Origin of the sequence: Streptomyces mesophilus, from assembly GCF_011044995.1 — a bacterium.
Classification (GTDB): Bacteria; Actinomycetota; Actinomycetes; order Streptomycetales; family Streptomycetaceae; genus Streptomyces; species Streptomyces mesophilus.
Window position 1 is genome coordinate 1 of sequence record NZ_JAAKZW010000129.1, and the last position, 22,982, is coordinate 22,982.

19 protein-coding genes and 3 tRNA genes are annotated in these 22,982 nt (G+C 70.4%); 13 read left to right on the top strand and 9 right to left on the bottom strand.

Annotation, left to right across the window (positions count from 1 at the left end):
• From G6045_RS25735 to G6045_RS25750, 4 genes are all read left to right on the top strand, one after another.
• Positions 1-400, top strand: a 400-nt coding sequence (locus G6045_RS25735; RefSeq protein ID WP_165334477.1) for a sulfite exporter TauE/SafE family protein, incomplete at its 5' end; no start/stop codon positions are given.
• Positions 401-551: 151 nt separating this feature from the next.
• Entirely contained in the window at positions 552-1,817 is a 1,266-nt protein-coding gene (locus G6045_RS25740; RefSeq protein WP_165334478.1) for an NAD(P)/FAD-dependent oxidoreductase, read from the top strand.
• Positions 1,818-1,853: 36 nt separating this feature from the next.
• The gene (gene dnaG, locus G6045_RS25745; RefSeq protein WP_165334479.1) at positions 1,854-3,752 is read left to right on the top strand and encodes a DNA primase; all 1,899 of its coding nucleotides are present in this window, start codon (positions 1,854-1,856) and stop codon (positions 3,750-3,752) included.
• Positions 3,753-3,947: 195 nt separating this feature from the next.
• A complete protein-coding gene (locus G6045_RS25750; protein WP_165334480.1) occupies positions 3,948-5,213 on the top strand; it encodes an RNA polymerase sigma factor in 1,266 nt (421 codons plus the stop codon).
• A gap of 68 nt (positions 5,214-5,281) precedes the next feature.
• Here G6045_RS25750 and G6045_RS25755 read toward each other — a convergent pair whose 3' ends face one another.
• The 5 genes from G6045_RS25755 to G6045_RS25775 all read right to left on the bottom strand — a co-directional run bounded on the left by G6045_RS25755 (position 5,282) and on the right by G6045_RS25775 (position 11,578).
• Entirely contained in the window at positions 5,282-5,797 is a 516-nt protein-coding gene (locus G6045_RS25755; protein WP_165334481.1) for a methyltransferase family protein, read from the bottom strand.
• 80 nt (positions 5,798-5,877) lie between these two features.
• Positions 5,878-7,806 (bottom strand): ABC transporter ATP-binding protein, encoded by a 1,929-nt coding sequence (locus G6045_RS25760; protein ID WP_165334482.1) that lies wholly within the window; start codon positions 7,804-7,806, stop codon positions 5,878-5,880.
• Positions 7,806-9,539, bottom strand: a complete 1,734-nt coding sequence (locus tag G6045_RS25765) for an ABC transporter ATP-binding protein (RefSeq protein ID WP_165334483.1) — start codon at positions 9,537-9,539, stop codon at positions 7,806-7,808. Before G6045_RS25765 ends, G6045_RS25760 begins: the two co-directional genes overlap by 1 nt.
• A gap of 156 nt (positions 9,540-9,695) precedes the next feature.
• The gene (locus tag G6045_RS25770) at positions 9,696-11,141 is read right to left on the bottom strand and encodes an FGGY family carbohydrate kinase (RefSeq protein WP_165334484.1); all 1,446 of its coding nucleotides are present in this window, start codon (positions 11,139-11,141) and stop codon (positions 9,696-9,698) included.
• Positions 11,142-11,275: 134 nt separating this feature from the next.
• Positions 11,276-11,578 (bottom strand): YtxH domain-containing protein, encoded by a 303-nt coding sequence (locus G6045_RS25775; protein WP_165334485.1) that lies wholly within the window; start codon positions 11,576-11,578, stop codon positions 11,276-11,278.
• Between the two features lie 151 nt (positions 11,579-11,729).
• On the opposite strand from G6045_RS25775, the gene G6045_RS25780 reads away from it, so the two are divergent.
• From G6045_RS25780 to G6045_RS25790, 3 genes are all read left to right on the top strand, one after another.
• Positions 11,730-11,802 (top strand) — tRNA-Asn (locus tag G6045_RS25780).
• A 5-nt stretch (positions 11,803-11,807) separates the two neighbouring features.
• Positions 11,808-11,880, top strand: a tRNA-Asn gene (locus G6045_RS25785).
• Between the two features lie 190 nt (positions 11,881-12,070).
• Positions 12,071-12,147, top strand: a tRNA-Ile gene (locus G6045_RS25790).
• Between the two features lie 94 nt (positions 12,148-12,241).
• Here the strand turns inward: G6045_RS25790 and G6045_RS25795 are convergent.
• Positions 12,242-13,153 carry a LysR family transcriptional regulator gene (locus tag G6045_RS25795; RefSeq protein WP_165334486.1) on the bottom strand — a complete coding sequence of 304 codons (912 nt, stop codon included), beginning with the start codon at positions 13,151-13,153 and terminating at the stop codon, positions 12,242-12,244.
• 193 nt (positions 13,154-13,346) lie between these two features.
• On the opposite strand from G6045_RS25795, the gene G6045_RS25800 reads away from it, so the two are divergent.
• From G6045_RS25800 to G6045_RS25825, 6 genes are all read left to right on the top strand, one after another.
• The gene (locus G6045_RS25800) at positions 13,347-13,895 is read left to right on the top strand and encodes a dihydrofolate reductase family protein (protein WP_165334487.1); all 549 of its coding nucleotides are present in this window, start codon (positions 13,347-13,349) and stop codon (positions 13,893-13,895) included.
• Between the two features lie 70 nt (positions 13,896-13,965).
• A complete protein-coding gene (locus G6045_RS25805) occupies positions 13,966-15,432 on the top strand; it encodes an MFS transporter (protein WP_235968302.1) in 1,467 nt (488 codons plus the stop codon).
• Between the two features lie 28 nt (positions 15,433-15,460).
• Complete coding sequence (locus G6045_RS25810; protein ID WP_165334488.1) at positions 15,461-15,889, top strand: nucleoside deaminase; 429 nt, start codon at positions 15,461-15,463, stop codon at positions 15,887-15,889.
• 118 nt (positions 15,890-16,007) lie between these two features.
• Positions 16,008-17,741 (top strand): SpoIIE family protein phosphatase, encoded by a 1,734-nt coding sequence (locus G6045_RS25815; RefSeq protein WP_165334489.1) that lies wholly within the window; start codon positions 16,008-16,010, stop codon positions 17,739-17,741.
• Positions 17,742-17,860: 119 nt separating this feature from the next.
• Entirely contained in the window at positions 17,861-19,126 is a 1,266-nt protein-coding gene (locus tag G6045_RS25820) for a sensor histidine kinase (protein ID WP_165334490.1), read from the top strand.
• Positions 19,098-19,778 carry a response regulator gene (locus G6045_RS25825; RefSeq protein ID WP_165334491.1) on the top strand — a complete coding sequence of 227 codons (681 nt, stop codon included), beginning with the start codon at positions 19,098-19,100 and terminating at the stop codon, positions 19,776-19,778. Before G6045_RS25820 ends, G6045_RS25825 begins: the two co-directional genes overlap by 29 nt.
• Before the next feature lie 51 nt (positions 19,779-19,829).
• On the opposite strand, the gene G6045_RS25830 is transcribed toward G6045_RS25825, so the two are convergent.
• From G6045_RS25830 to mreB, 3 genes are read right to left on the bottom strand one after another with little or no spacing between them, the layout of a single operon-like run.
• Complete coding sequence (locus G6045_RS25830; RefSeq protein ID WP_165334492.1) at positions 19,830-21,500, bottom strand: GAF domain-containing protein; 1,671 nt, start codon at positions 21,498-21,500, stop codon at positions 19,830-19,832.
• A gap of 34 nt (positions 21,501-21,534) precedes the next feature.
• The gene (locus G6045_RS25835) at positions 21,535-21,792 is read right to left on the bottom strand and encodes a hypothetical protein (protein WP_165334493.1); all 258 of its coding nucleotides are present in this window, start codon (positions 21,790-21,792) and stop codon (positions 21,535-21,537) included.
• A 48-nt stretch (positions 21,793-21,840) separates the two neighbouring features.
• Entirely contained in the window at positions 21,841-22,878 is a 1,038-nt protein-coding gene (gene mreB, locus G6045_RS25840; protein ID WP_165334494.1) for a rod shape-determining protein, read from the bottom strand.
• Positions 22,879-22,982 lie beyond the last annotated feature (104 nt).

The following is a 22,982-nucleotide window of genomic DNA, read 5'->3' on the forward strand; positions in this document are numbered from 1 at the left end:
GTCCGCACCCGCCCCGCCCGCGTCCGGCCGCGGCCCGTGCTCCCGCCGCGTCTGCACCACCGGCAGCGCGGTCATCGGCTTCTACAGCGGTGTCATCGGATCCGGTACGGGAGTCCTGCTCGTCGCCCTCTTCGTCACGCTCCTCGGCACGGACTTCCTGCGCGGCTCGGCCCTCGCCAAGACGGTCTCCATCGGCACCGACCTGGGTGCGCTTGTGCTCTTCGGCTGGCTCGGCCACGTTCTGTGGGAGCTGGGCGCGGCCATGGCGGTGGCCAATGTGGCGGGCGGCTTCCTCGGCGCGCACACGGCCGTGCGCAAAGGCGCGGGATTCGTCCGGGCGGCACTCCTCCTGACCGTCTTCGCGCTGATGTCCAAGATCGCGTACGACCACTGGGGGTGAAGGCGCCCATCGAGGGCAGGGGACTCCTGGTGAGCGCTCCCATGACGGCGCGTGACGATTAATGGCCTGATCGGTCCACTCCCTCTTCCCGCATCACGCTCCGTGCGGGACGCTCCCTTTTGGTGAACACACCACAGCGAGGAGGCACCAAGTGGTCGACGCGGATCAGACGTTCGTCATCGTCGGAGGCGGTCTCGCCGGAGCGAAGGCGGCCGAGACCCTCCGCGCCGAAGGGTTCACAGGGCGCGTGATACTGCTCTGCGACGAACGCGACCGGCCGTACGAACGCCCGCCCCTGTCGAAGGGTTTCCTGCTCGGCAAGGAGGAGCGCGAGAGCGTCTTCGTGCACGAGCCCGCCTGGTACGCGCAGGCCGACGTCGAGCTCCACCTCGGCCAGCCCGTCGTCGCGATCGACCGCGAACGCCACGAGGTGCGCCTGGGCGACGCCACCGTCGTCGGCTACGACAAGCTGCTGCTCGCCACCGGCGCCGAACCCCGCCGCCTGGACATCCCCGGCACCGACCTCACCGGCGTGCACCACCTGCGCCGGCTCGCCCACGCCGAGCGCCTCAAGGGCGTGCTCGGACAGCTCGGCCGCGACAACGGGCATCTGGTGATCGCCGGCGCCGGCTGGATCGGCCTCGAAGTGGCCGCCGCCGCCCGCGGGTTCGGCGCCGAGGTCACCGTCGTCGAATCGGAACCGACCCCGCTGCACGGCGTCCTCGGCCCTGAGGTCGGCGGTGTCTTCGCGCAACTGCACAGCGAGCACGGGGTCCGCTTCCACTTCGGCGCGAAGCTCACCGAGATCGTCGGTCAGGACGGCCTGGTCCTCGCGGCCCGCACCGACGACGGCGACGAGCACCCCGCGCACGCCGTGCTCGCCGCGATCGGCGCGGCCCCGCGCACCGCGCTCGCCGAGGCCGCGGGCCTGGCCCTGGTCGACCGTGCGCACGGCGGAGGCATCGCGGTCGACGCCTCGCTGCGCACCTCGGACCCCGACATCTTCGCGGCCGGTGACGTGGCCGCCGCCCAGCACCCGCTCCTGAACACCCGCCTGCGCGTCGAGCACTGGGCCAACGCGCTCAACGGCGGCCCCGCCGCCGCCCGCGCGATGCTCGGCCGTCCGGTGACATACGACCGGGTCCCCTATTTCTTCTCCGACCAGTACGACATGGGCCTGGAGTACTCGGGCTGGGCGCCTCCCGGCTCGTACGACCAGGTCCTGATCCGCGGGGACGCGATGAAGCGGGAGTTCATCGCCTTCTGGCTCTCCGACGGCAAGGTCCTGGCCGGGATGAATGTGAACGTATGGGATGTAACGGATCCCATCCAGCAGCTCATCCGCACAGAGATCCAGGTGGACCAGGAACGCCTCGCCGACCCGACGACCCCACTCGCATCCCTCCTGGAGGAGTGAGCCGGGACTGTCACTGCCGCACCGTAGACTTCATGCGTGGCAGGCAGGATCAATGACGAGGACGTGAAGGCGGTACGGGACGCGGTCCCGATCGACGCCGTGGTGTCCGAGTACCTGCAGCTGCGCAATGCGGGCGGCGGGAACCTCAAGGGACTCTGCCCCTTCCACGACGAGAAGTCGCCGTCCTTCCAGGTCAGCCCGAGCAAGGGGTTCTTCCACTGCTTCGGCTGCCAAGAGGGCGGCGACAGCATCACCTTCGTGATGAAGATCGACCACCTCACCTTCTCGGAGGCGGTCGAGCGTCTCGCCGGCCAGGCGGGCATCACCCTGCGGTACGAGGAGGGCGGCTACAACCCGTCCCATCAGCGCGGCGAGCGGATCCGCCTGGTCGAGGCGCACAAGATCGCCGCGCAGTTCTACGAGGAGCAGCTGGCCACCAGCCCCGAGGCCGAGATCGGCCGGGTCTTCCTCGCCGAGCGCGGCTTCGACCAGGCCGCCGCCCAGCACTTCTCCGTGGGCTACAGCCCGGCGGGCTGGGACCACCTCACCCGCTATCTGCGCGGCAAGGGCTTCTCCGACAAGGAGCTCATCACCTCCGGCATCTCCCAGGAGGGCCGCCGCGGCCCCATCGACCGCTTCCGCGGCCGCCTGATGTGGCCGATCCGGGACATCGGCGGCGAGGTCGTCGGCTTCGGCGCGCGCCGCCTGCGCGAGGACGACAACGGTCCGAAGTACCTCAACACCCCCGAGACCGCGATCTACAAGAAGTCCCAGGTCCTGTACGGGATCGACCTGGCCAAGAAGGAGATCGCGAAGTCGTCCCGCGCGGTCGTGGTCGAGGGCTACACCGACGTCATGGCCTGCCACCTCGCGGGCGTACCGACCGCCATCGCCACCTGCGGTACGGCCTTCGGCTCCGACCACATCAAGATCCTGCGCCGCCTTCTGATGGACAACGGAAGCGCCCGCGTGATCTTCACCTTCGACGGCGACGCGGCCGGCCAGAAGGCGGCCCTGCGCGCCTTCGAGGACGACCAGAAGTTCGCCGCGGAAACCTTCATCGCCATCGCCCCCGACGGCATGGACCCCTGCGAACTGCGCCTCGCCAAGGGCGACGACGCGGTGGCGGACCTGGTCCAGCCCCGCACCCCGCTCTTCGAGTTCGCGCTGCGTCAGATCGTCTCCCGCTATGACCTGGAGACCCCGGCCGGACGTGCCGCCGCCCTCGACGAAGCGGCCCCCGTCGTCGCCCGGATCAAGAACACCGGCGCCCAGCACGAGGTCGCCGTCCAGCTCGCCGGCATGCTCGGCATCCTAGACACCCAGTTCGTCGTCAAGCGCGTCGCCCAGCTCGCCCGCTGGTCCCGCGACAAGGGCGGCCGCCCCCAGAACGACAGGCGCCCGCAGCAGTCGTACGAGGAGACGTCCTCGCGACCCGCGTCCGGCGCCCCCTTGAACCTGCGCAACCCGGCCTACGCGACCGAACGCGAGCTCCTCAAACTCGCCCTCCAGCGCCCCGAGTTGGTCTCCCCGGCCTTCGACGCCTACGGGGTCGACGAGTTCACCGCCCCGCCCTACGCCGCCGTACGCCAGGCGATCCTGGAGGCGGGCGGCGCCGAGTACGGCGTGCAGGACTCCCAGGCCTATCTCGTACGGGTCCGTGAGGCGGCCCCCGACGACGCGGTCCGCGCGATGGTCACCGAGCTCGCGGTCGAGGCGATCCTGCGCCGCACCGTCGACGAGAACTACGCGGGCGAACAGCTCGTCTGGGTCCGCCGGCGCGCCGTCGACCGCCGCATCCGCGATGTCCAGGGCTCCCTGGCCCGTCTCGGCCAGCACGCCGACCCGTCGAAACTCGCCTCCGTACAGGAGGAGTTGATGGTGCTCCAGCGCTACAACCGGGCGCTGCAGGACCGGGGCGCCGCCGCCCTCTGACCGGCCCGGCAGGCTCGACCGGCCGGCCCGGCGGGTTCAACTCCCGTTGCCGCGGGCACTGTTCGAACCCGATCGGAATGAACCGAACCGGTATACGAGTTTGTTCTGCGGGTAACCGACCGGTCACGGACCGGACTCAAAAAGTCACCGCACGCCCCTCGTGGCGGCAGTGTGTCGTACTCCACACTGGGGGCGGTGCCTGAGTCCTCGGAGCGCGGCAGGACCACCGGGCGTGGGCCCGAAACCCCCGCGGATCCGCTCACAGATCACGGGACACACGGCGGCGTGGCCGTCGGTGCAGTCCCCGACGTACCGCTGCCTCTAGCCCCCGAAGCGGCAGCGATCACCCTGGAGGTCGCCCCGGTGCAGACCCAGACCCAGACATTGAGCAAGTCCGGTACGCAGAACGGCATCCAGCCCACCCCGGACCCCACCGAGCTCATCGCTGCCGTCCCCACGCAGAGCCGCTCCGCCCACCACCCCGAAGCCACCGACGAGACCGAACTGCCGGAGCCGCCCGAGCGGCGGCCCGCGCGTGCGGAGACCGGCGGCCCCTCGTCCGATCTGTTCCGCCAGTACTTACGCGAGATCGGACGTATCCCCCTGCTCACCGCGGTCGAGGAGGTCGATCTGGCGCGGCGCGTCGAGGCCGGTCTCTTCGCCGAGGAGAAGCTCCTCACCACACCCGATCTGACCTCCCAACTCGCTCTCGACCTGGACAAGCTGGTCGTGATGGGCCGGATGGCCAAGCGCCGCCTCATCGAGGCCAACCTGCGCCTGGTGGTCTCGGTCGCCAAGCGGTACGTGGGCCGCGGACTGACCATGCTCGATCTCGTCCAGGAGGGAAACCTGGGCCTGATCAGGGCGGTCGAGAAGTTCGACTACGCGCGCGGCTACAAGTTCTCGACGTACGCGACCTGGTGGATCCGCCAGGCCATGTCCCGTGCGCTCGCCGACCAGGCCCGCACCATCCGCGTCCCGGTGCATGTCGTCGAGCTCATCAACCGCGTCGTCCGCGTGCAGCGGCGCATGCTCCAGGAGCGCGGCTACGAGCCCACGCCCGAAGAGGTCGCCCACCACCTCGACCTGCCGCCCGAACGCGTCAGCGAAGTGCTGCGCCTGGCCCAGGAACCGGTCTCGCTGCACGCGCCCGTCGGCGAGGAGGACGATGTCGCGCTCGGCGATCTGATCGAGGACGGCGACGCGACCTCACCCGTCGAATCGGCCGCGTTCCTGCTGCTCCGCGAGCACTTGGAGGCCGTGCTCTCCACGCTCGGCGAGCGCGAACGCAAGGTCGTGCAACTGCGCTACGGCCTCGCGGACGGCCGCCCGCGCACCCTGGAGGAGATCGGCCGGATCTTCGGCGTGACCCGCGAACGGATCCGCCAGATCGAGTCGAAGACCCTCAACAAGCTCCGCGACCACGCTTTCGCGGACCAGCTCAGGGGCTATCTGGACTGAAGGCGGGGTGTCCCGGTCCAACATGACGCCCCCTGACCGGGGTCGAATGTGACGCCCCCGACCGGGGACTACCAGGACCGGTCCGCGTGACCGGCGCGATAGGGCACGAGCCGCGGCACCCACCCGCGTACGGCACCCCGGTAGTCCTCGTACTCCTGGCCGAACTGCTCGCGCAGCTTGGGCTCTTCATAGCCGCGGACGAACGCGGCCATGACGGCCCAGGCGAGCAGCCCGTAGCCGAGCAGCACCGGCCGGGCGAGCACCAAGCCCTGCGCCAGGATCACGGCGGCCACGGCCACGTACATCGGGTTGCGCACATGGCGGTACGCGCCGGTCACCACCAGATGTTCGGTGGGCGCGACCGGCGCGGGGGTGCCGAGCCCCTGCAGCGCGAAGCGCGCGAAGGCGTGCAGCAGCAGCGCCGCCGATACGCCGAGGAACGCCCAGCCTGTCACCCGGACCGGCCCCCACCAGGGCCCGCCCGCACTCCATCCGGTGAGCAGCCACGGCACGAGCCCGGCCACGCTGCCCGGCGCCACCACGAAGAAGACCGCGCTGCCCACGGCAGCCGCACCCTTGCGCATGCTCCAAGAGTGCGGCGCCGACGACAGCGCGGTCCAGGCTTCCGCAGGACTTGGCCGACCAGGACCTGCTCGGCCACGACCTACTCGACCTCGGCGACCGCCTCCGCGAACTGCGCCTTGTACAGCCGCGCATACGCGCCGTCGGCCGCCAACAGCGCGTCATGCGTGCCCTGTTCGACGATCGAGCCGTTCTCCATCACCAGGATCGTGTCCGCGTCCCGGATCGTGGAGAGCCGGTGCGCGATCACGAACGACGTACGGCCGTGCGCGAGGCGGGCCATCGCCTTCTGGATCAGGACCTCGGTACGGGTGTCGACCGAACTGGTCGCCTCGTCGAGGACGAGGATCACCGGGTCGGACAGGAACGCCCGCGCGATGGTGATCAGCTGCTTCTCGCCGGCGCTCACGCCCGAGCCCTCGTCGTCGATCACCGTGTCGTAGCCCTCGGGCAGCGTCCGGATGAACCGGTCCGCGTGCGCCGCACGGGCCGCGTCCTCGATCTCGTCGCGCGTGACGTCCTTCGGGGCGCCGTACGCGATGTTCTCCGCGATCGTGCCGCCGAACAGCCAGGTGTCCTGGAGCACCATGCCGATCCCGGTGCGCAGTTCGTCGCGGGTCATCCGCGCGATGTCGACCCCGTCGAGCGTGATCCGCCCCCCGGTGACCTCGTAGAACCGCAGCAGCAGATTCACCAGCGTGGTCTTGCCCGCGCCCGTCGGTCCGACGATCGCGACCGTGTGCCCCGGCTCCACCGTGAGGGACAGGTCCTCGATGAGCGGCTTGTCCTCCTCGTAGCGGAAGGACACGTCCTCGAAGGACACCCTGCCGTGCAGGACATCCGGACGTGCGGCGGGCTGGGGATCCGCCGACTGCTCATCGGCGTCGAGGAGTTCGAAGATCCGCTCGGCCGAGGCGACCCCGGACTGCACCAGGTTCGCCATCGACGCGACCTGCGTCAGCGGCATCGAGAACTGCCGCGAGTACTGGATGAACGCCTGCACGTCACCGATCGACAGCGAACCCGACGCGACCCGCAGCCCGCCCACCACAGCCACGAGCACGTAGTTGAGGTTCGAGATGAAGAACATCAGCGGCTGCATCGCCCCGCTGTTGAACTGCGCCTTGAACGACGCCTCGTACAGTGCCTCGTTCTGCTCCGCGAACTGCTGCGCCGACTCGTCCTGGCGGCCGAACACCTTCACCAGGTTGTGCCCGGTGTACATCTCCTCGACGTGCGCGTTGACCTTGCCGGTCGACTTCCACTGCTGCACGAAGTGCGGCTGCGAGCGCTTGCCGATCGTCTTCGCCACGACGAACGACAGCGGCACGGTGATCAGCGCCACAAGGGCGAGCAGCGGTGAGATCCAGAACATCATCACCAGCACACCGACGATGGTGAGCAGCGAGTTCACCAGCTGGCCCATGGTCTGCTGCAGCGTCTGCCCGATGTTGTCGATGTCGTTGGTCGCCCGGCTCAGGACCTCACCGCGCTGCCGCTTGTCGAAGTACGACAGCGGAAGGCGCGACAGCTTCGCCTGGAGGTCCTCGCGCATCCGGTAGACCGTCATGTTCACGGCCCGGTTCACCAGCCGCGTCGCCACCGCCATCAGGGCGCCGGCGATCAGGAACACGATCAGGGCGAAGAGCAGCGTCTCGCCGACGGCATCGAAGTCGATGCCCTTGCCCGGCGTGAAGTCCATCCCGGACAGCATGTCCGCCTGGCCGCCGTCACCGCTCGCCCGCATCTGCGCGAGCACGTCGTCCTTGGTGGCGCCCTCGGGCATATCGCGCCCGACGATGCCCGCGAAGATCAAGTCGGTGGCATGGCCGAGGATCTTCGGGCCCACCACGGACAGGCCCACGCTCAGCATGACCGCGACGATCATCGCGTACATCGTCCAGCGCTCGGGCTTGAACTGCGCGAGCAGCCGCTTGCCCGAGTTCTTGAAGTCCATGGAGCGCTGATCGGGCCCGCCACCGGCCATCATCCGCCCTGCCGGCCCGGCCATCAGGCAGCCTCCGCTTCCGTGAGCTGGGAGAGCACGATCTCTCGGTACGTCCCGTTGTCCTGCATCAGTTCGTCATGCCGGCCGACCCCGACCACCCGTCCTTCGTCGAGCACCAGGATCCGGTCGGCGTCGCGGATGGTCGACACGCGCTGGGCCACGATCACGACGGTGGCCTCGGAGGTCTCCCGCGCCAAAGCCGCCCGCAGCGCCGCGTCCGTCGCATAGTCGAGCGCCGAGAACGAGTCGTCGAAGAGGTAGATCTCCGGCCGCTGCACCAGCGTCCGCGCGATCGCCAGCCGCTGCCGCTGACCACCCGACACATTCGTCCCGCCTTGCGCGATGGGCGCGTTGAGCCCGTTCTCCAGCTTCCGCACGAAGTCCGCCGCCTGCGCCACCTCGAGCGCGTGCCACAGCTCCTCGTCACTCGCGTCCGGATTCCCGTACCGCAGATTCGTCGCCACGGTCCCGGAGAACAGATACGGCTTCTGCGGTACGAGACCTACGGTCCGCGCCAGCAACTGCGGCTCAAGGGTGCCCACATCGACCCCGTCGACCAGGACCTCGCCCTCGGTCGCGTCGTACAGCCGCGGTACGAGCCCGAGCAGCGTGGACTTGCCGCTGCCCGTGGACCCGATCACCGCCGTCACCTCACCGGGCCGCGCCACGAGCGAGACGGCCTTGAGCACCGGCTCCTCGGCGCCCGGATAGCGGAAGCCCGCGTCCCTGATCTCCAAGTGGCCGTGGCGCCTGAGCTCCCGCACCGGATCCTTCGGCGGCACCACGCTCGACTCGGTGTCGAGCACCTCGGAGATCCGCTCGGCGCAGACCTCGGCGCGCGGCACCATCATGAACATGAACGTGGCCATCATCACGCTCATCACGATCTGCATCAGATACGCGAGGAACGCCGTAAGGGCACCGATCTGCATCCCGCCGCTGTCGATCCGGTGCGCACCGAACCAGACCACGGCGATCGACGAGATGTTCACCGTCGTCATGACGATCGGGAACATCAGCGCGAGCAGCCGGCCGGTCCCGAGCGAGACCTCGGTCAGCTCCTCGTTGGACTTCCTGAACCGGTCCTTCTCGTAGCCGTCCTTCACGAAGGCCCTGATCACACGGTTGCCGGTGATCTGCTCGCGCAGCACCCGGTTCACGGTGTCGAGCCGCACCTGCATGGTGCGGAACAGCGGACGGAGCTTGCGCACGATCATCGAGACCGCGATCCCGAGCACCGGCACGACCGCGACCAGGATCGCGGAGAGCGGTACGTCGAGGGAGAGCGCCATCACGATGCCGCCGACGCACATGATCGGCGCCGAGGCCATCAGCGTGAACGCCATCAGGACCAGCATCTGCACCTGCTGGACATCGTTCGTGGTGCGGGTGATCAGGGACGGCGCCCCGAAGTACCCCACTTCGCGGGCCGAGAACGACTGCACCCGGTCGAAGATCGCGGCCCGTACGTCACGGCCGAGCGCCGCGGCGGTCCGCGCGCCGTAGAACACGGCGCCGACGTTGCACACCACCTGCACCACGGTGATCCCGATCATCACGGCACCGAAGGTCAGGATGTAGCCCGTGTCCCCGGCCACGACACCGTTGTCGATGATGTCCGCGTTGAGGGTGGGCAGGTAGAGCGTGGCGCAGGTCTGCAGGAACTGCAGCAGCACCAGGAGGGCTATGGGTTTTTTGTACGGAGCGAGATGTTCCCGCAGGAGTCGTATGAGCACGCGATACCTATCGCAGTAGCCGGAGTCTGTGTTCTGTGGCCCGGGCGGTCCACTCCACCGCCATCCTGCGACACTCCACCGGCCGGAGCTCAACCGAATTACTCAAGCGTGGGTCAAGAAACCCCGCCCGCCCCCGAGCCCAGGCCTCGGACCCGCTCAGACCTTCAAGGACCCGAAAGCCTCCGGATGGGTCTGCTCCCGCACCGCCGTGTACTGCTGGCGCACGGCCTGCCCCACGGCGAGCTCCTCACCCGGCTCGAAGACCTGCGTCGCCGCACCCTGCCAGGCCGGGGGAGCGGACGGGTGCAGCGTGCCCTGCTGTACGCCGAGTGCCCAGGCGGCCTGCCGGGCCGCGCCGAGGGCCGCGTAGTCCGCGGGCTGCGGCACGACGACCTGCGCACCGAGCAGCATCGGGGCGGCGGCCTGTACGGCGGGCAGCTCGGCGGCGGCACCGAGCAGGAACACCCGCCGGACCTCCACCCCGCGCGCCCGCAGCACACCGAGCGCGTCCGCGAGCGAGCACAGCATGCCCTCGAACGCGGCCCGCGCCAGATGCTCCGGCTTCATCGACTCACGCCGAAGCCCGTGCAGCGTGCCCGCGGTGTGCGGCAGCTGCGGCGTCTTCTCGCCCTCCAGATACGGCAGCATCACCAGACCGTGCGACCCCGGCGTCGACTTCAGGGCGAGCTCGGAGAGCCCGTCGAGGTCGGTGGAGAGCAGATCGGCGGTGCCGCGCAGCGCCCGTACGGCATTGAGCGTGTGCACCACCGGCAGGTGCATCCCGGTCGCATCGGCGAGCGAGGTGATCATCCCGGTCGGGTCGACAAGCGCCTCGTGGTGCACGGCCATCACGGACCCGGACGCCCCGAGCGACACGACGGCGTCACCGACCCCGATCCCCAGCCCGAACGCGGCCGCCATGGTCTCGCCGGTCCCGGCCGAGATCAGCAGCCCCTCGGGCGTCGTCCCCGCGGCCTCGGCCGGGCCGAGCACCTCGGGCAGCGCGGTCTGGTGGCCGAGCGCCAGCTCGACGAGATCCGGGCGGTACGAGGAGGTCGCCGCCGACCAGTAACCGGTACCGGAAGCGCCACCGCGGTCGGCGGTCCTGCGGGCGGGCCGCCCGAGCAGCTGCCACACCAGCCAGTCGTGCGCCTGCATCACGGCCGCCACGCGCTGCGCGGCCTCGGACTCGCTGCGCGCGAGCCAGCGCAGCTTCGTCACCGGGTGCTGAGCCGCCGGCACACAGCCCACGGCCTCGGCCCAGGCCTGCCGTCCGCCGAGACCGTCGATCAGATCCGCCGCGGCGACCTGCGCCCGCTTGTCCCCGCCGACGAGCGCGGGCCGCACGGTGTTGCCGTGCGAGTCCAGCGCCACCAGCGCGTTCTGCTGGGCGGAGACCCCGATGGCCTGCACCCCTTCGAGCAGCCCCCCGGCCGCGGCCTCACCGAGGCTGAGCAGCCAGGCCTGCGGATCGACATCGGAGGGCCTGCCCTCCAGCGGATGCGGGGCATAGCCCTGCCTGATCACGGCACCGGTGTCGGTGTCGCAGACCACGATGCGTGTGAACTCGGAAGAGCTGTCCAGCCCGGCGACTATCCCCATGCGGTGAAGTTTGCCTTACGCGGCGGGGGTGGCGACGGGCCGGAGTGTGATGTTCGCGGCAGTCGAGGTCACGGCACGACGGAGCCCGGGGCGCCGACGTGTCGGCCGGCGCCCCGGGCTCCGTACGCGGTACCTCAGGTGTTGCTCGTGCCCCAGTCGTCCTCGGCACCGCCGCGGGACTTCTCGCGCAGTGAGCGCACCCGGTCCGCGACCGAGTCCGGCATCTTGTCGCCGACCTTCTCGCTCACCGACGCGAAGGCCTTGCCGGCCACCTCGCGGCCGCTCTGGGCGGCCGACTCGACGGTGTTGCGGACGGCGGGGTTCTGCGCGACCTGGCGGGCCGACTTCTTCAGCTGCTCGTAGCGCTCGCGGCCCGCACGGGTGCCGATCACGTACCCGAGGGCCAGTCCGGCGACGAACGTGAGCTTGTAACGCATGGCTGCCACCCTTTCGTAGCGTCCGGTCTCTGCGCCCCTACCCGGAACCGATTGGCGGAGCACCCCCCTGCTTGCGCTAATGTATGTGTCGCAGCGAGCACACGCCGCCCCGGGAACACCCAGGTAGGTGAGCTTGTTGCACACGAGGCATTCCCCTGTAGCTCAATTGGCAGAGCAGCCGGCTGTTAACCGGCAGGTTACTGGTTCGAGTCCAGTCGGGGGAGCTCGATCTCCTGTAGCTCAATTGGCAGAGCAGCCGGCTGTTAACCGGCAGGTTACTGGTTCGAGTCCAGTCGGGAGAGCAGCCGGAAAGGGACCCCTTGAGGGTCCTTTTTCATGCCCGCGGGAACCGGCCGGTCCGGATGCAAGTCCTGTGCAGATGTGGACCGTCGTCCGCAGCTCAGGGCAGAGCAGGCCATCCGGCGCGGGAGATCGTATGACCGGCTATGCTGCGGCAGACGGCGCGTACATGTGTACGCGACACGCCGCTAAGGGGCGGTAGCTCAGCCGGTTAGAGCAGCGGACTCATAATCCGTCGGCCGTGGGTTCGAGTCCCACCCGCCCCACCATGTGTTGCCCTTGCAGGAACGTTTTAAGCAGGGGCGACGTCGGGCCCCCACCGGAGGTGGGGGCCTTTTTCGCGCCGTGGGGACCGCCGAGGGGTCAGTGGGTCGCGGCGACGTAGACGCGCTGGGCCACTTCCAGGGCGGTACGGGCGAAGGCGCGGTTGGCAGGGGTGTTGTTGGACTTGAGCCAGACCGGGGCCCAGTCGATCTGCGGAGCGTCGGAGAACGGGACGTAGGTGATGTCGGGCCGGGTGTTGAACCGGGTGACATGCGCGCCGACGATGGCTCCGCAGGTGCCCGCGCCGATCAGCTGCTGAGCTTCCAGGAACGTCTCGACCTCGGGCCCCTTGGGGATCGCACGCCCTTGGGGCGTGCGATCGGGCCAGCGGTCCGAGGGCCAGTCGCCGGGCCCGACGCCGGCGACCCGGCCGAGGGGGACATCGACGAGGTCTTCCATGGTGACGCTCGTGCGGCGGGCCAAGGGGTGGTCGGTGGAGATCGCCAGCATCCGTGACTCGCAGATGATCACCGGGCCCGTGATCAGGTCGGGCCCTGCGATCGGCAGGTGCACGACCAGGATGTCGACCTCCCCGTTCCGCAGCCGCGCCACGGCCTCGATGAGCTGCACCTCGCGCATCTGCACGCGACAGCCCGGCTCCCGTGACCGGAACAGATGGTGGGCCTGGTAGACGACCTGGCCGGCTATGGCGCCGACGTAGCCGATCCGCAGCCCACTCGGGGCGGGCCGGGCGCTGTCGATCGCGCGGGTGAGGCCGGCCTGGATCTGTTCGTAGGCGGGCCGGAGATCCTCCTGCAACCGGTGGCCGATCGGCGTCAGGCCGACACTGCGGTTGGTGCGGTCGAACAGCGGCGCCCCGATGTGCCGTTCCAGCTTCTTGATCGTCTGGCTGATGCGGCCGGTGGTCACGTGCAGACGTTCGGCGGTACGTCCGAAGTGCAGCTCCTCGGCCAGTGTGAGGAACGCTTCCAGCTCCAGACGTTCGAGCACCGTGCCCCCGTGTTGAGTCTCGTTAAACGTGGGTTCCAGTATCGCCCGTTGATCGGCCGGTTTCCGGCGGGCAGCCTGGTCAGGACGGTGCGGGCGGCCGGAATCCGCCGTAAGGGAACCAAGTGTTCCTCGCCTGGCCCGTGCCCGGACCGCGCCGTTTCCCGAGCCTTGTACCTGTCCCGAGGAGCAACCTGTGGGCAAGATCGTCGCGTTGACCTATGTCTCGCTGGACGGCGTCATGGAGAACCCGTCCTGGGCCGGGGCCTACTTCGACAGCGACCATGCCAAGTACGCGCACGGGCAGTTGTTCGCGGCCGATGCCCTGCTGCTCGGCCGCACCACGTACGAGGCCATGGCCGCCGCCTGGCCGCTGATGGAGGAGTCCGAGGGCGGGTTCGCCGTCCGGATGAACGCGCTCCCCAAGCACGTGGTGTCCACCACCCTGGAACAAGGGGAGTGGAATGCCACCGTGGTGCGCGGTGACCTGGCCGCGGAGATCGCGAAGGTCAAGGACCGGTATGCGGGCGACATCCTCCTCTACGCCAGCGGGCGTCTGCAGAACTCTCTGATCGCACTCGGGCTGATCGACGAGCTCAAGCTGTGGATCCACCCGGTCGTGGCCGGCAAGGGCAAGCGGCTGTTCCCCGAAGGCACTCCCGGCACCTCATGGACTCTGGCCGGCACCACGAGCTTCAGCACCGGCGCCGTGGTGCTCGACCTGCGTCCCGCCGCCCGGCCGTAGGGGTTGCTCTTCGGCGGGGGCACCCGCGGCATGAACCCCCTTACGCATCAAGCACATTGGAGCTTTTGGCATGCGCACAACAGATATCAGGACCGGATCCAGACCCGTGGAGAGCGCCCGTCGTACGCGCGTCCGCCGGACGCGCGACCCGCGCCGGGCGGCGCTCGTCGTTCTCACGGCCGCCGCACTGATGACCATCCTCGACGGCAATGTGGTCACGGTCGCGATGCCCGCCATCCAGGCCGATCTCGGCTTCACGCCGGCCGGGCTCGCCTGGGTGGTCAACGCGTATCTCATCCCCTTCGGCGGGCTGCTGCTCCTCGCGGGGCGGCTGGGTGATCTGGTCGGTCGCAAGCGGATGTTCACGTCCGGGCTCGCCGTGTTCACCGCCGCCTCCCTGTTCGCCGGGATCGCCACACAGCCCTGGACGCTGATCGCGGCCCGCGCGCTGCAGGGCGTCGGCGGGGCGATGACCTCGGCCGTGGTGCTCGGCATGCTGGTCGCCCTCTTCCCCGGGGCCCGCGAACAGGCCAAGGCCATCGCGGTGTTCAGTGCGGCCGGGGCGGCGGGCGGGGCGCTCGGCACGTTCCTCGGCGGTGCGCTCACCCAACTGCTCGGCTGGAACTGGATCTTCCTGATCAATCTGCCGATCGGGGCGGTCGCGCTGGTCGCGGCGTTCCGCGTGCTGGAGGCCGATCGGGGCAAGGGGCTGCGGGCGGGTGCAGACTTCCCCGGCGCCGCGCTGATCACCGGCGCCCTGATGCTCACGGTCTTCACCATCGTCGAGGCGGGCACCCACGCCGGCACCACCACGGCCGCCCTCGCCGTGCTCGCGTCGGCGCTCCTTGCCGCGTTCGTGGTGCGCCAGGCCCGGGCGGCCCGTCCGCTGGTCCGGCTGGGCCTGTTCCGCTCCCGGTCGCTGTCGGGTGCCAACGCCATCCAGGTCCTGATGATCGCGGGCATGTACGGCTTCCAGTTCATCGGGGCGCTCTATCTCCAACAGGTCCTCGGTTACGACGAGTTGCTGACGGGTGTCGCCTTCCTGCCCGCGCCCGTCGTCATCGGTGTGCTGATGCTGGGACTGTCCGCGCGCATGATCGGCCGCTTCGGAGCGCACCGGGTGCTGCCCGCGGGGCTGGCGCTGATCGTCGCCGGTCTCGCCCTCCTCGGGCGGGCGCCGGCCGAGGGGGCGTACGTCGTCGATGTGCTGCCCGCACTCCTCCTGCTGGGCGGCGGATTCGCCGCGGCCATGCCCGCGGTGACGGCGCTCGCGATGGCAGGGGTCCGGAAGGAGGACGCCGGGCTCGCCTCCGGGCTCTTCAGCACCACGCAGGTGGTGGGCGGTTCGCTCGGGCTCGCGGTGCTCACCACGCTGGCGGCGTCACGGACACGGTCCCTGACGGGTGGGGGAGCCTCCTCCGTGGCCGCCCTCAACAGCGGTTTCCAGCTGGCCTTCTGGGTCGCGGCCGGGGTGGTCGCGGTGGGGCTCGTGGCCGCTGTGCTCGTGTTGCACCGGGTCCGTCCCCTCGCCCACTGAAACATCGCCCACTGAAACAGGAGCTGTCATGACCGCATCCGATGACCACATCCTTCTCCGAGGCGCCATCGCGCTCGCGGCCCAGGCCGGCGAAAGCGGCAACCCGCCGTTCGGATCGCTGCTCGCGGGACCGGACGGGACGGTGCTGGCCGAGGAGCGCAACACGACCCGTACCGACCGGGACATCACCGCCCACCCGGAACTGAAGCTGGCGCGGTGGGCCGCGCGGGAACTGGACGCGGCCACGGCCGCGGAGACCACGCTGTACACCAGCTGCCAGCCGTGCGGAATGTGCGCCGCGGTCATCCAGTGGGCGGGGCTGGGGCGGGTCGTCTTCGCCCTGTCCGGCGAACAGCTCCTGGACATCAGGCCGGGCAGCGGCAGGCCGCCGGTGCCTCAGGACGGCCCCGCGCTCCTCGAGGAGGCGCGGGCCGCGGTCGAGCCCTACTACCGCTGACTGCCACTGAGTGATTGCCACTGAGGACGGTCGAGACTTTAGTCCAGATTTCGCCGGGACCTTATGCTTTATGGTCTAAATGTCCGGAAAGTGACTTTTTAGGCATGAAGGAGACGTTGTGCTGGCTGCCACCACGCGCATTGCTCACGAGCTGCATGAGCTGCCCGAACTGCCCGAACTGCCGGAGCTGCAGGAGCAGCATGAGCAGCAGCTGGACGACACCCCCATCCTTCAGATCATGGAGGGCGCCCCGCACGGCATCCTCATCGCCTCCGCCGTACAGGGCGGGACCGCCCTGTACGCGAACGCCAAGCTCGGCGACATATTCGGCACCCGGGTGTCGACCGGGCCCGGCGAGCTCTACGCCGCCTCGACGGCGATCTTCGACCGCAACGGCGAGCCCCTCGCGTTCGAGGACTCGCCGCTCGGGATCACGCTGCGCACCCGCCGCCCGGCCAGCGCCGAGCTGCAGTACCGGATCCCTGGCGAGCCGGTGCGCTGGATGGACATCACCACCACTCCGCTGGACTGTCCCCGCAGGGGCCCGGTCGCGGTCGCGTACATCCATGACATCTCCAGCCGCCGGCACGCCGCCCTGGAACTGGACGAGGCCAACCGCCGGCTCGGCCAGCAGCTGGACGATCTGACCTGGGTGCACCGGCTCACCGAGGAACTGACCGAGGACGCCTCCCTCGAGGACACCCTGGAGCGTGTCCTTGCGGAGGGCGCCCAGCTTCTGCACGCCGAATTCGGAGTGGCCCGCGTCCTTGACGAGCAGGGGCAGATGCGGACCCGTGCGGTCCACGGGGTACCGCCCGGCAAGCCCGAAATGCATCAGGCGCTGCAGGAGATCGGACCCCAGCACCTCCTGGTCGCGGACATCCTGTCCGAGGGCGGCAGCACCATCATCGAGGACGTCCTGAACCACCCCTCGATCGGCCAGGAACTGCGTGACCTCGCCCGCAGCACCGGGTTCCGCGCCCTGTACGCACTGGCGCTGCCCGGCGCGGGCGGCAAACCCGTGGCCGCGGTCGCCTGGGCGTTCGCGCAGGCGGGCCGGCCGACCTCGCGCCAGCGCCAGCTCACCGAGACGTACTGCAGGTTCGCCGGTCAGATCGCCGAGAACAACCATCTCTACGAGCGCGAACACGCCATCGCGAGCACGCTCCAGCAGAGCATGCTGGCCCCCCGCCTCCCGGACGTGCCCGGGCTGCAGATCGCGGCGTGCAGTCTGCCGGGCGCCCAGGGCATGCAGGCCGGCGGCGACTGGTACGACGTGGTGGCCTTCGACGACGGCACCGCGGGGCTCGCGCTCGGCGACGTGATGGGCAAGGGGCTCGGCGCCGCCGCGGCGATGGGGCAGATGCGGACCGCGCTGCGCAGCTACGCACTGGTCGAGGGGCAGGACCCGGCCGCGGTCCTGACGGACCTCAACGCCCTGACCGTCGACATGAGCCTGACCGACATGGCGACCGTCCTGTACGCCCATATCGATCCGGCCGCGCGCCGCGCGGTCCTCGCCTCGGCGGGCCACTGCCCGCCGCTGCTCGTGGACGGTGAAGGGGCACGCTTCCTGCGCGCCGGGCAAGGGGTGCCGCTCGGGGTCGTGGACGACTGGTCGGCGGAGCAGGAGGCCGTCGAGCTGGCCCCGGGCAGCCTGCTGATCCTCTACACGGACGGCCTGGTGGAGCGCCGCGGCGAGGAACTCGGCGTCGGTCTCGAACGGCTGCGGCAGTCCGCGCTCGCGGCCCCCACCGAAGTGGGCGAGCTGTGCGCCTGGCTGATGCACGACTGCCTCGACGAGGGCGTCGGCCCCGATGACGTGGCCATTCTCGCGGTGCGGCTGCGCTGAGCGCCGTATCGCCCGTATGCCGCGAGCAGCGGGAAGGACGTAACGCATCCAGTGGGTCCCGGGGCACCGCACCTGCGTGTCCCATTCCTGGAAACCGCAGGTCAGGGCATGGTCGAGGCATGCAGAGGCGACGATTCGCGGGCCGTGGCGGGGACTGGGCGGCCGTGGCGCTCGCCTTTCTCATCAGCCTGCCCAACACGCTGATCCGGCCCTGGGTGGACTGGACTCCCTTGTGGAGCTGGCCCCTCCTGGTGTCGGCGGCGGGCTCGCTGTTCCTGCTGGTGCGCCGCCGCTGGCCCGAGGTCCCGTTGCTCGCAGGCTTCGCGGTCCTGTTCCTGGCGCATGCCGACATCCTCGTGGCCTTCTCCCTCTACGCGGTGGGGCGCTACCGCACCCTGCGCACCACGCTCTGCTGGGTGGCCGTGGCCTTCCTGGTACGGGAGACCTTCTTCGCCTACGTCGACATCCGCTACGCACCGTTCGACGACTGGGAGATGGTGCTCCTGACGATCCGGGCCTCCACCCTCGAGGTGGTCGCTCCGGCGGCGGCGGGCATCGTCGTGCGCAACTACCGGGTCAGCGAACTCCTTGCCTCCCTGCGCGCGCAGATGCGGTACGAGGACGTACGGCGCGAGACGCTGCGGGAGGCCGAACGGAAGGCGGAGAAGGAACGCCGCAGAGTGGCCCGCGACGCCCATGACCACATCGGGCACGAGGTGACGCTCATGGCGCTCCAGGCGAATCTGCTCGCGGCCAAAGCGCCCGACCAGGCCACCCGGACCGCGGCCGAAGGCCTCGCCGAACTGGCCCGGGAGGCCATCGGCCGGCTGCACGAGATCGTGCAGGCGCTCAAGGAGCCGGGCGAGCCCGCCGACCAGGCGCAGCCCGGTCACCAGATCGCACAGCTCGTGGAGCGGACCCGCAGACACGGCGTCGACGTCCGGCTGGTGGAGCGCGGATGCGTAACGGCCCCGGCCGTGCCGTGCGCGGTGGACGAGCTCTGCTACCGGGTCGTCCTCGAGGGCCTGACCAACGCCGTCAAACACGCGCCGGGTGCCCCGGTGACCGTGACGCTGGAGCGGGACGAGGCGCGGATGCGCGTCAGCGTCCGCAACGCCGGCGCCCGTACCGGGCTTGCGGGAGCCTCGCCCCTGCCGCGGGGCGGGCACGGGCTGGCCGGACTCGTGGAGCTGGCCTCGCATCAGGGCGGCGAGCTGACCTGCGGGCCCACCGCCGAGGGGGAGTACGAACTACGGGCCGAGCTGCCGCTGACGGCGGTCACGGACCGGAGCCGAGGTGCGGCCGGTCAGGCAGCCGGTGAGCATGGAGATACCGATGAAGCACAGGGAGTGCGCAATGCCGGTCGACGTAGTGCTGGTGGATGACGAACCGCAGGTCAGAGAGGGAGTCAAGGCCCTGCTCGACACGACCGACGACATCGTGGTCGTCGGCCAGGCCGCGGACGGCGCGGAGGCGGTCTCGGTCTGCGCCCGGGTGCGCCCCGACGTCGTCCTCATGGACGTCAACATGCCCAAGGTGTCCGGCATCACCGCGGTCCGGCGGTTGCAGGACCTCTCGCCGCGGCCCAGGATCCTGATGCTCACCGCGATCGGTGACGAGGAGAGCTGTGTCGCCGCGTTCCAGGCCGGCGCCGACGGGTTCATCCTCAAGAGCGCCCGTACCGGCGACCTGATCCGCTCGGTGCTCGCGGTCGCCGAGGGCGACCCGGTGGTGGCCCCGGAGATCATGCGCATGCTGATCCGGCGGTCCGTCGACAAGGCCGATCCGGGGATCTGGCAGGCCCGTCAGCGCGTCAGCACCCTGAACGGCAGGGAGCGCGACGTGCTCGCGCTCCTGGGCAGCGGTGCGAGCAACGCCCGGATCAGCAGCGAGCTGTTCATGGCGGAGGGCACCGTGAAGGCTTATGTCTCCCGGCTGCTGACCGAGCTGAAGGTGGAGAACCGCACCCAAGCCGCCCTGATCGCCCACCAGTTGGGCCTGGTGGTGCAGGGCAAGTCGGGCCAGCCGACGGCATAGGGCCAGGAGGCGGGTGGGCCCGGTCGTCGGTCGTCGAAGTGAAGCCCGCGGCTACAGCGGGGCCTGCCAGGTCACCGTCGTGGGGGACGTGCCGTCCTCGGTGCGGCCGTCGTCGGACACCGTCAGGCGTACGGCCGCGCGTCCGTCCGGGAGTTCGGCCGCGCAGTCGACCGTGATCTCGATACGGGAGATCCCGGTGCGCCGGGACGCCGCGGCCAGGGCGCGGCGCAGCGCCGTCAGGAGCTGCGTGGCCGTGGGCTCGCCGAGAGCGGCGTCGACCGGCCCGTTGAAGTGCGTCGAGGGCGTGATGCCCGTCGCGGCCGCGGCGCCGGCCGCCTCGCGAAGGACCTTGCCGCGGAACGTGGTGGGGGCGTCCGCGGGCGGCTGCTGGAGGGCGAAGATCGCGGTGCGTACTTCCTGGATGGTGGACTCCAGCTCGTCCACCGCCTTGCCGATGGTGCCCTGCACATCGTCGACGCGAGCCCTGCGCTGGGCGGACTCCAGCATCATCCCGGTAGCGAAGAGCCGCTGGATGACCAGATCGTGCAGATCGCGGGCGATACGGTCGCGGTCCTCGAAGACGGCGAGACGTTCCCTGCTGACGCGCGCCTCGGCGAGCACCAGGGCGAGCGCGGCCTGGTGGGCGAACTGGGTGGCGAGCAGCCGCTCCAGGGCGGAGTAGCGGCGGGCCCCGCGGGCGCGGGGGAGGGCGAGCGTGCCGATGAGGAGGCCGTCGCTCTGCAGCGGGAGCAGCATGCTCGGGCCGAACAGCTTGCGGACCTCGGTGGTCATCCGCGGGTCGGTGGCCGAGTCCTCGACGAACACCGGCTCGCCGCCGAGGAGTTGGGCGAGCACTGTGCTGCCCGGGTGGATCACCGTGCCGACCAGGTCGCCCGGGTCCTCGTGCGTGGACGCCGTGACGATCTCCATGCCGCCGTCCGGCATGGGCTGCAGGATCACCCCGGCCACGGCGTCGGCGAGCTTGCGGGCTTCCTCGGCCACCACCATGAGGGCGTCGTCCGGGGCGTCACCGCCGAGCAGTGCGGTCGTCACGGTGGCCGAGCCCGCGATCCAGCGCTCACGTTGCCGTGCGTTCTCGTACAGGCGGGCGTTGCCGATCGCGATACCGGCCTGCGCGGCGAGGATCCGCAGCGCCTGCTCGTCGCCGAGCGTGAAGGGGCCGCCGCGCTTCTCGGCGAGGTAGAGGTTCCCGAACACCTCGCCCTGGACCAGGATCGGGACGCCCAGGAAGCTGTGCATCGGCGGATGGCCGGGCGGCATGCCGCAGGACTGCGGGTCCTCGGTGAGGTCGTCGAGGCGCAGCGGCCGCGGTTCCTTGATCAGGGCGCCGAGCACACCGCGTTCACCGCAGGGGAGCCGGCCGATCCGCTCGCGGGTCTCGTCGTCCATACCGGTGGTGAACAGCTCGGTCAGGCGGGCCTGTTCGGGGTCGACCACGCCCAGGGCGCCGTACTCGGCGTCGGTGATACGGGTGGCCGCGTCCACGATGTGCTGGAGCGTGGAGCGCAGTTCGAGATCGGCGCCTACGCTCAGGACCGCTTCAAGGAGGGGTTCGACCGGGGCGCTCAGGGAGCGCTCGGCCCCGCGCTCGCCCTCGTGCCCGGCCCCGCGCTCGCCCTCGCGCCCGCCCTCACCGGCACGTTCGCCGGTCCCCTTGCCGATGCTCTCGCCGCTCCCCGTACCGACGCTGTCGTCGCTCATCCCCGTACCCTCCTGGTCGCTCGCCCGCCGCAGGTCAGGCGGGTTCGCGGCCGGCCGACGGGCGGCCGCGGGCCCAGTCCACCAGACCGACGAGCGCGTAGAGCGCACAGGCACCGCCGAGCAGCAGAAAACCCCACTGCTGCTCGGCGAACGCGTCCATCGTGATCAGCGACGCCCCCACGAACCGCAGCCAGAGCCGCGGTGTCGCCCCTGGTGCCAGGCGCCCCAGGCGCGCGGGCAGACAGGACGCGAGGACCAGCAGGGCGCCGATGAACTGTACGGACTGCGACACGACGGGCGCCTCCAGAAGGTTCGGAAAGAGTCGGTCCGCGAGGGGTGCTCAGTCCGCGAGCGGGTTGAGCTGCATCGGCTCGATACGGCCCTCGAGCATCGCGCCGAGGCCGAGGATCGCGCAGACGTCGGGGCGTTCGGCGATGTGCACCGGCATCCCGGTCGCATTGCGCAGCATCTGGTCCAGGCCCGGCAGCCGGGCGCTGCCGCCGACCATCATGATCCCGCGGTCCGCGAGGTCGGCCACCAGATCCGGCGGGCAGTCGCGAAGGACCCGGCCGATGCCGTCGAGCACGGCGGTCAGCGGGGTGTGGATGGCGTCCCGTACCGCGGCCGTCTGCACCTGGACCGAACGCGCCAGACCCGTGGCCACGTCACGGCCGTGGATCTCGGTGGACTCGGGGCCGTGCGGGGTCAGACCGTTGCCGCTGAGGGCCAGCTGCAGCGGACGTACGGACTGGCTCGGCAGCATCAACTCGTGCTGCTGGCGCAGATGCTGGACCACCGCGTGGTCGATCGCGTCGCCGCCCACCGCGATCCGGTCGGCCGTCACGATCGCCCCCATCGAGAGGACCGCGACCTGGGTGGTCGCCGCACCGCAGACGATGATCATCGTGGCCTCGGGGCGCTCCACCGGAAGCCCGCAGCCGACCGCCGCGGCGATCAGCGTGTCCACCAGCTCGACCCGGCGCGCACCGAGCCCGATCAGCGTCTCGGTGGCCGCGCGCTGCGCGAGCGGATCGGCGTCGTGCGGGACACAGGCCGCGGCGCGAAGCCGGGGCTTGCGGCGCAGGGTGCGGCGGAGCTTGTCGTCCAGGAGATGGCCCAGCATCCGCCGGCACATCTCGATGTCCACGACGGTGCCGCCGGAGACCGGACGGACCACACGGATGTACGCGGGGGTGCGGCCCGTCATGCGCTCGGCGAACTCGCCGACCGCGATCAGCGCTCCCGTACGGGTGTTGACGGCGCACACGCTCGGCTCGTCCACGACGAGCCCCGCCCCCTTGACGAAGACCCGCGTCCGCGCGGCGCCCAGGTCGACGGCGATATGGCAGCGACGCAGCTGCTCCAGGCTGACGGTCATGGCGAATTCCTCCCGAGGCACAGACCGTGAAGGGCCGCCGGCCGGCGGTCCCTTTCGCATCGTGCGGGGGGCCGGGGCGGGCCGCGCGTTGTGGTGGGCCGGGT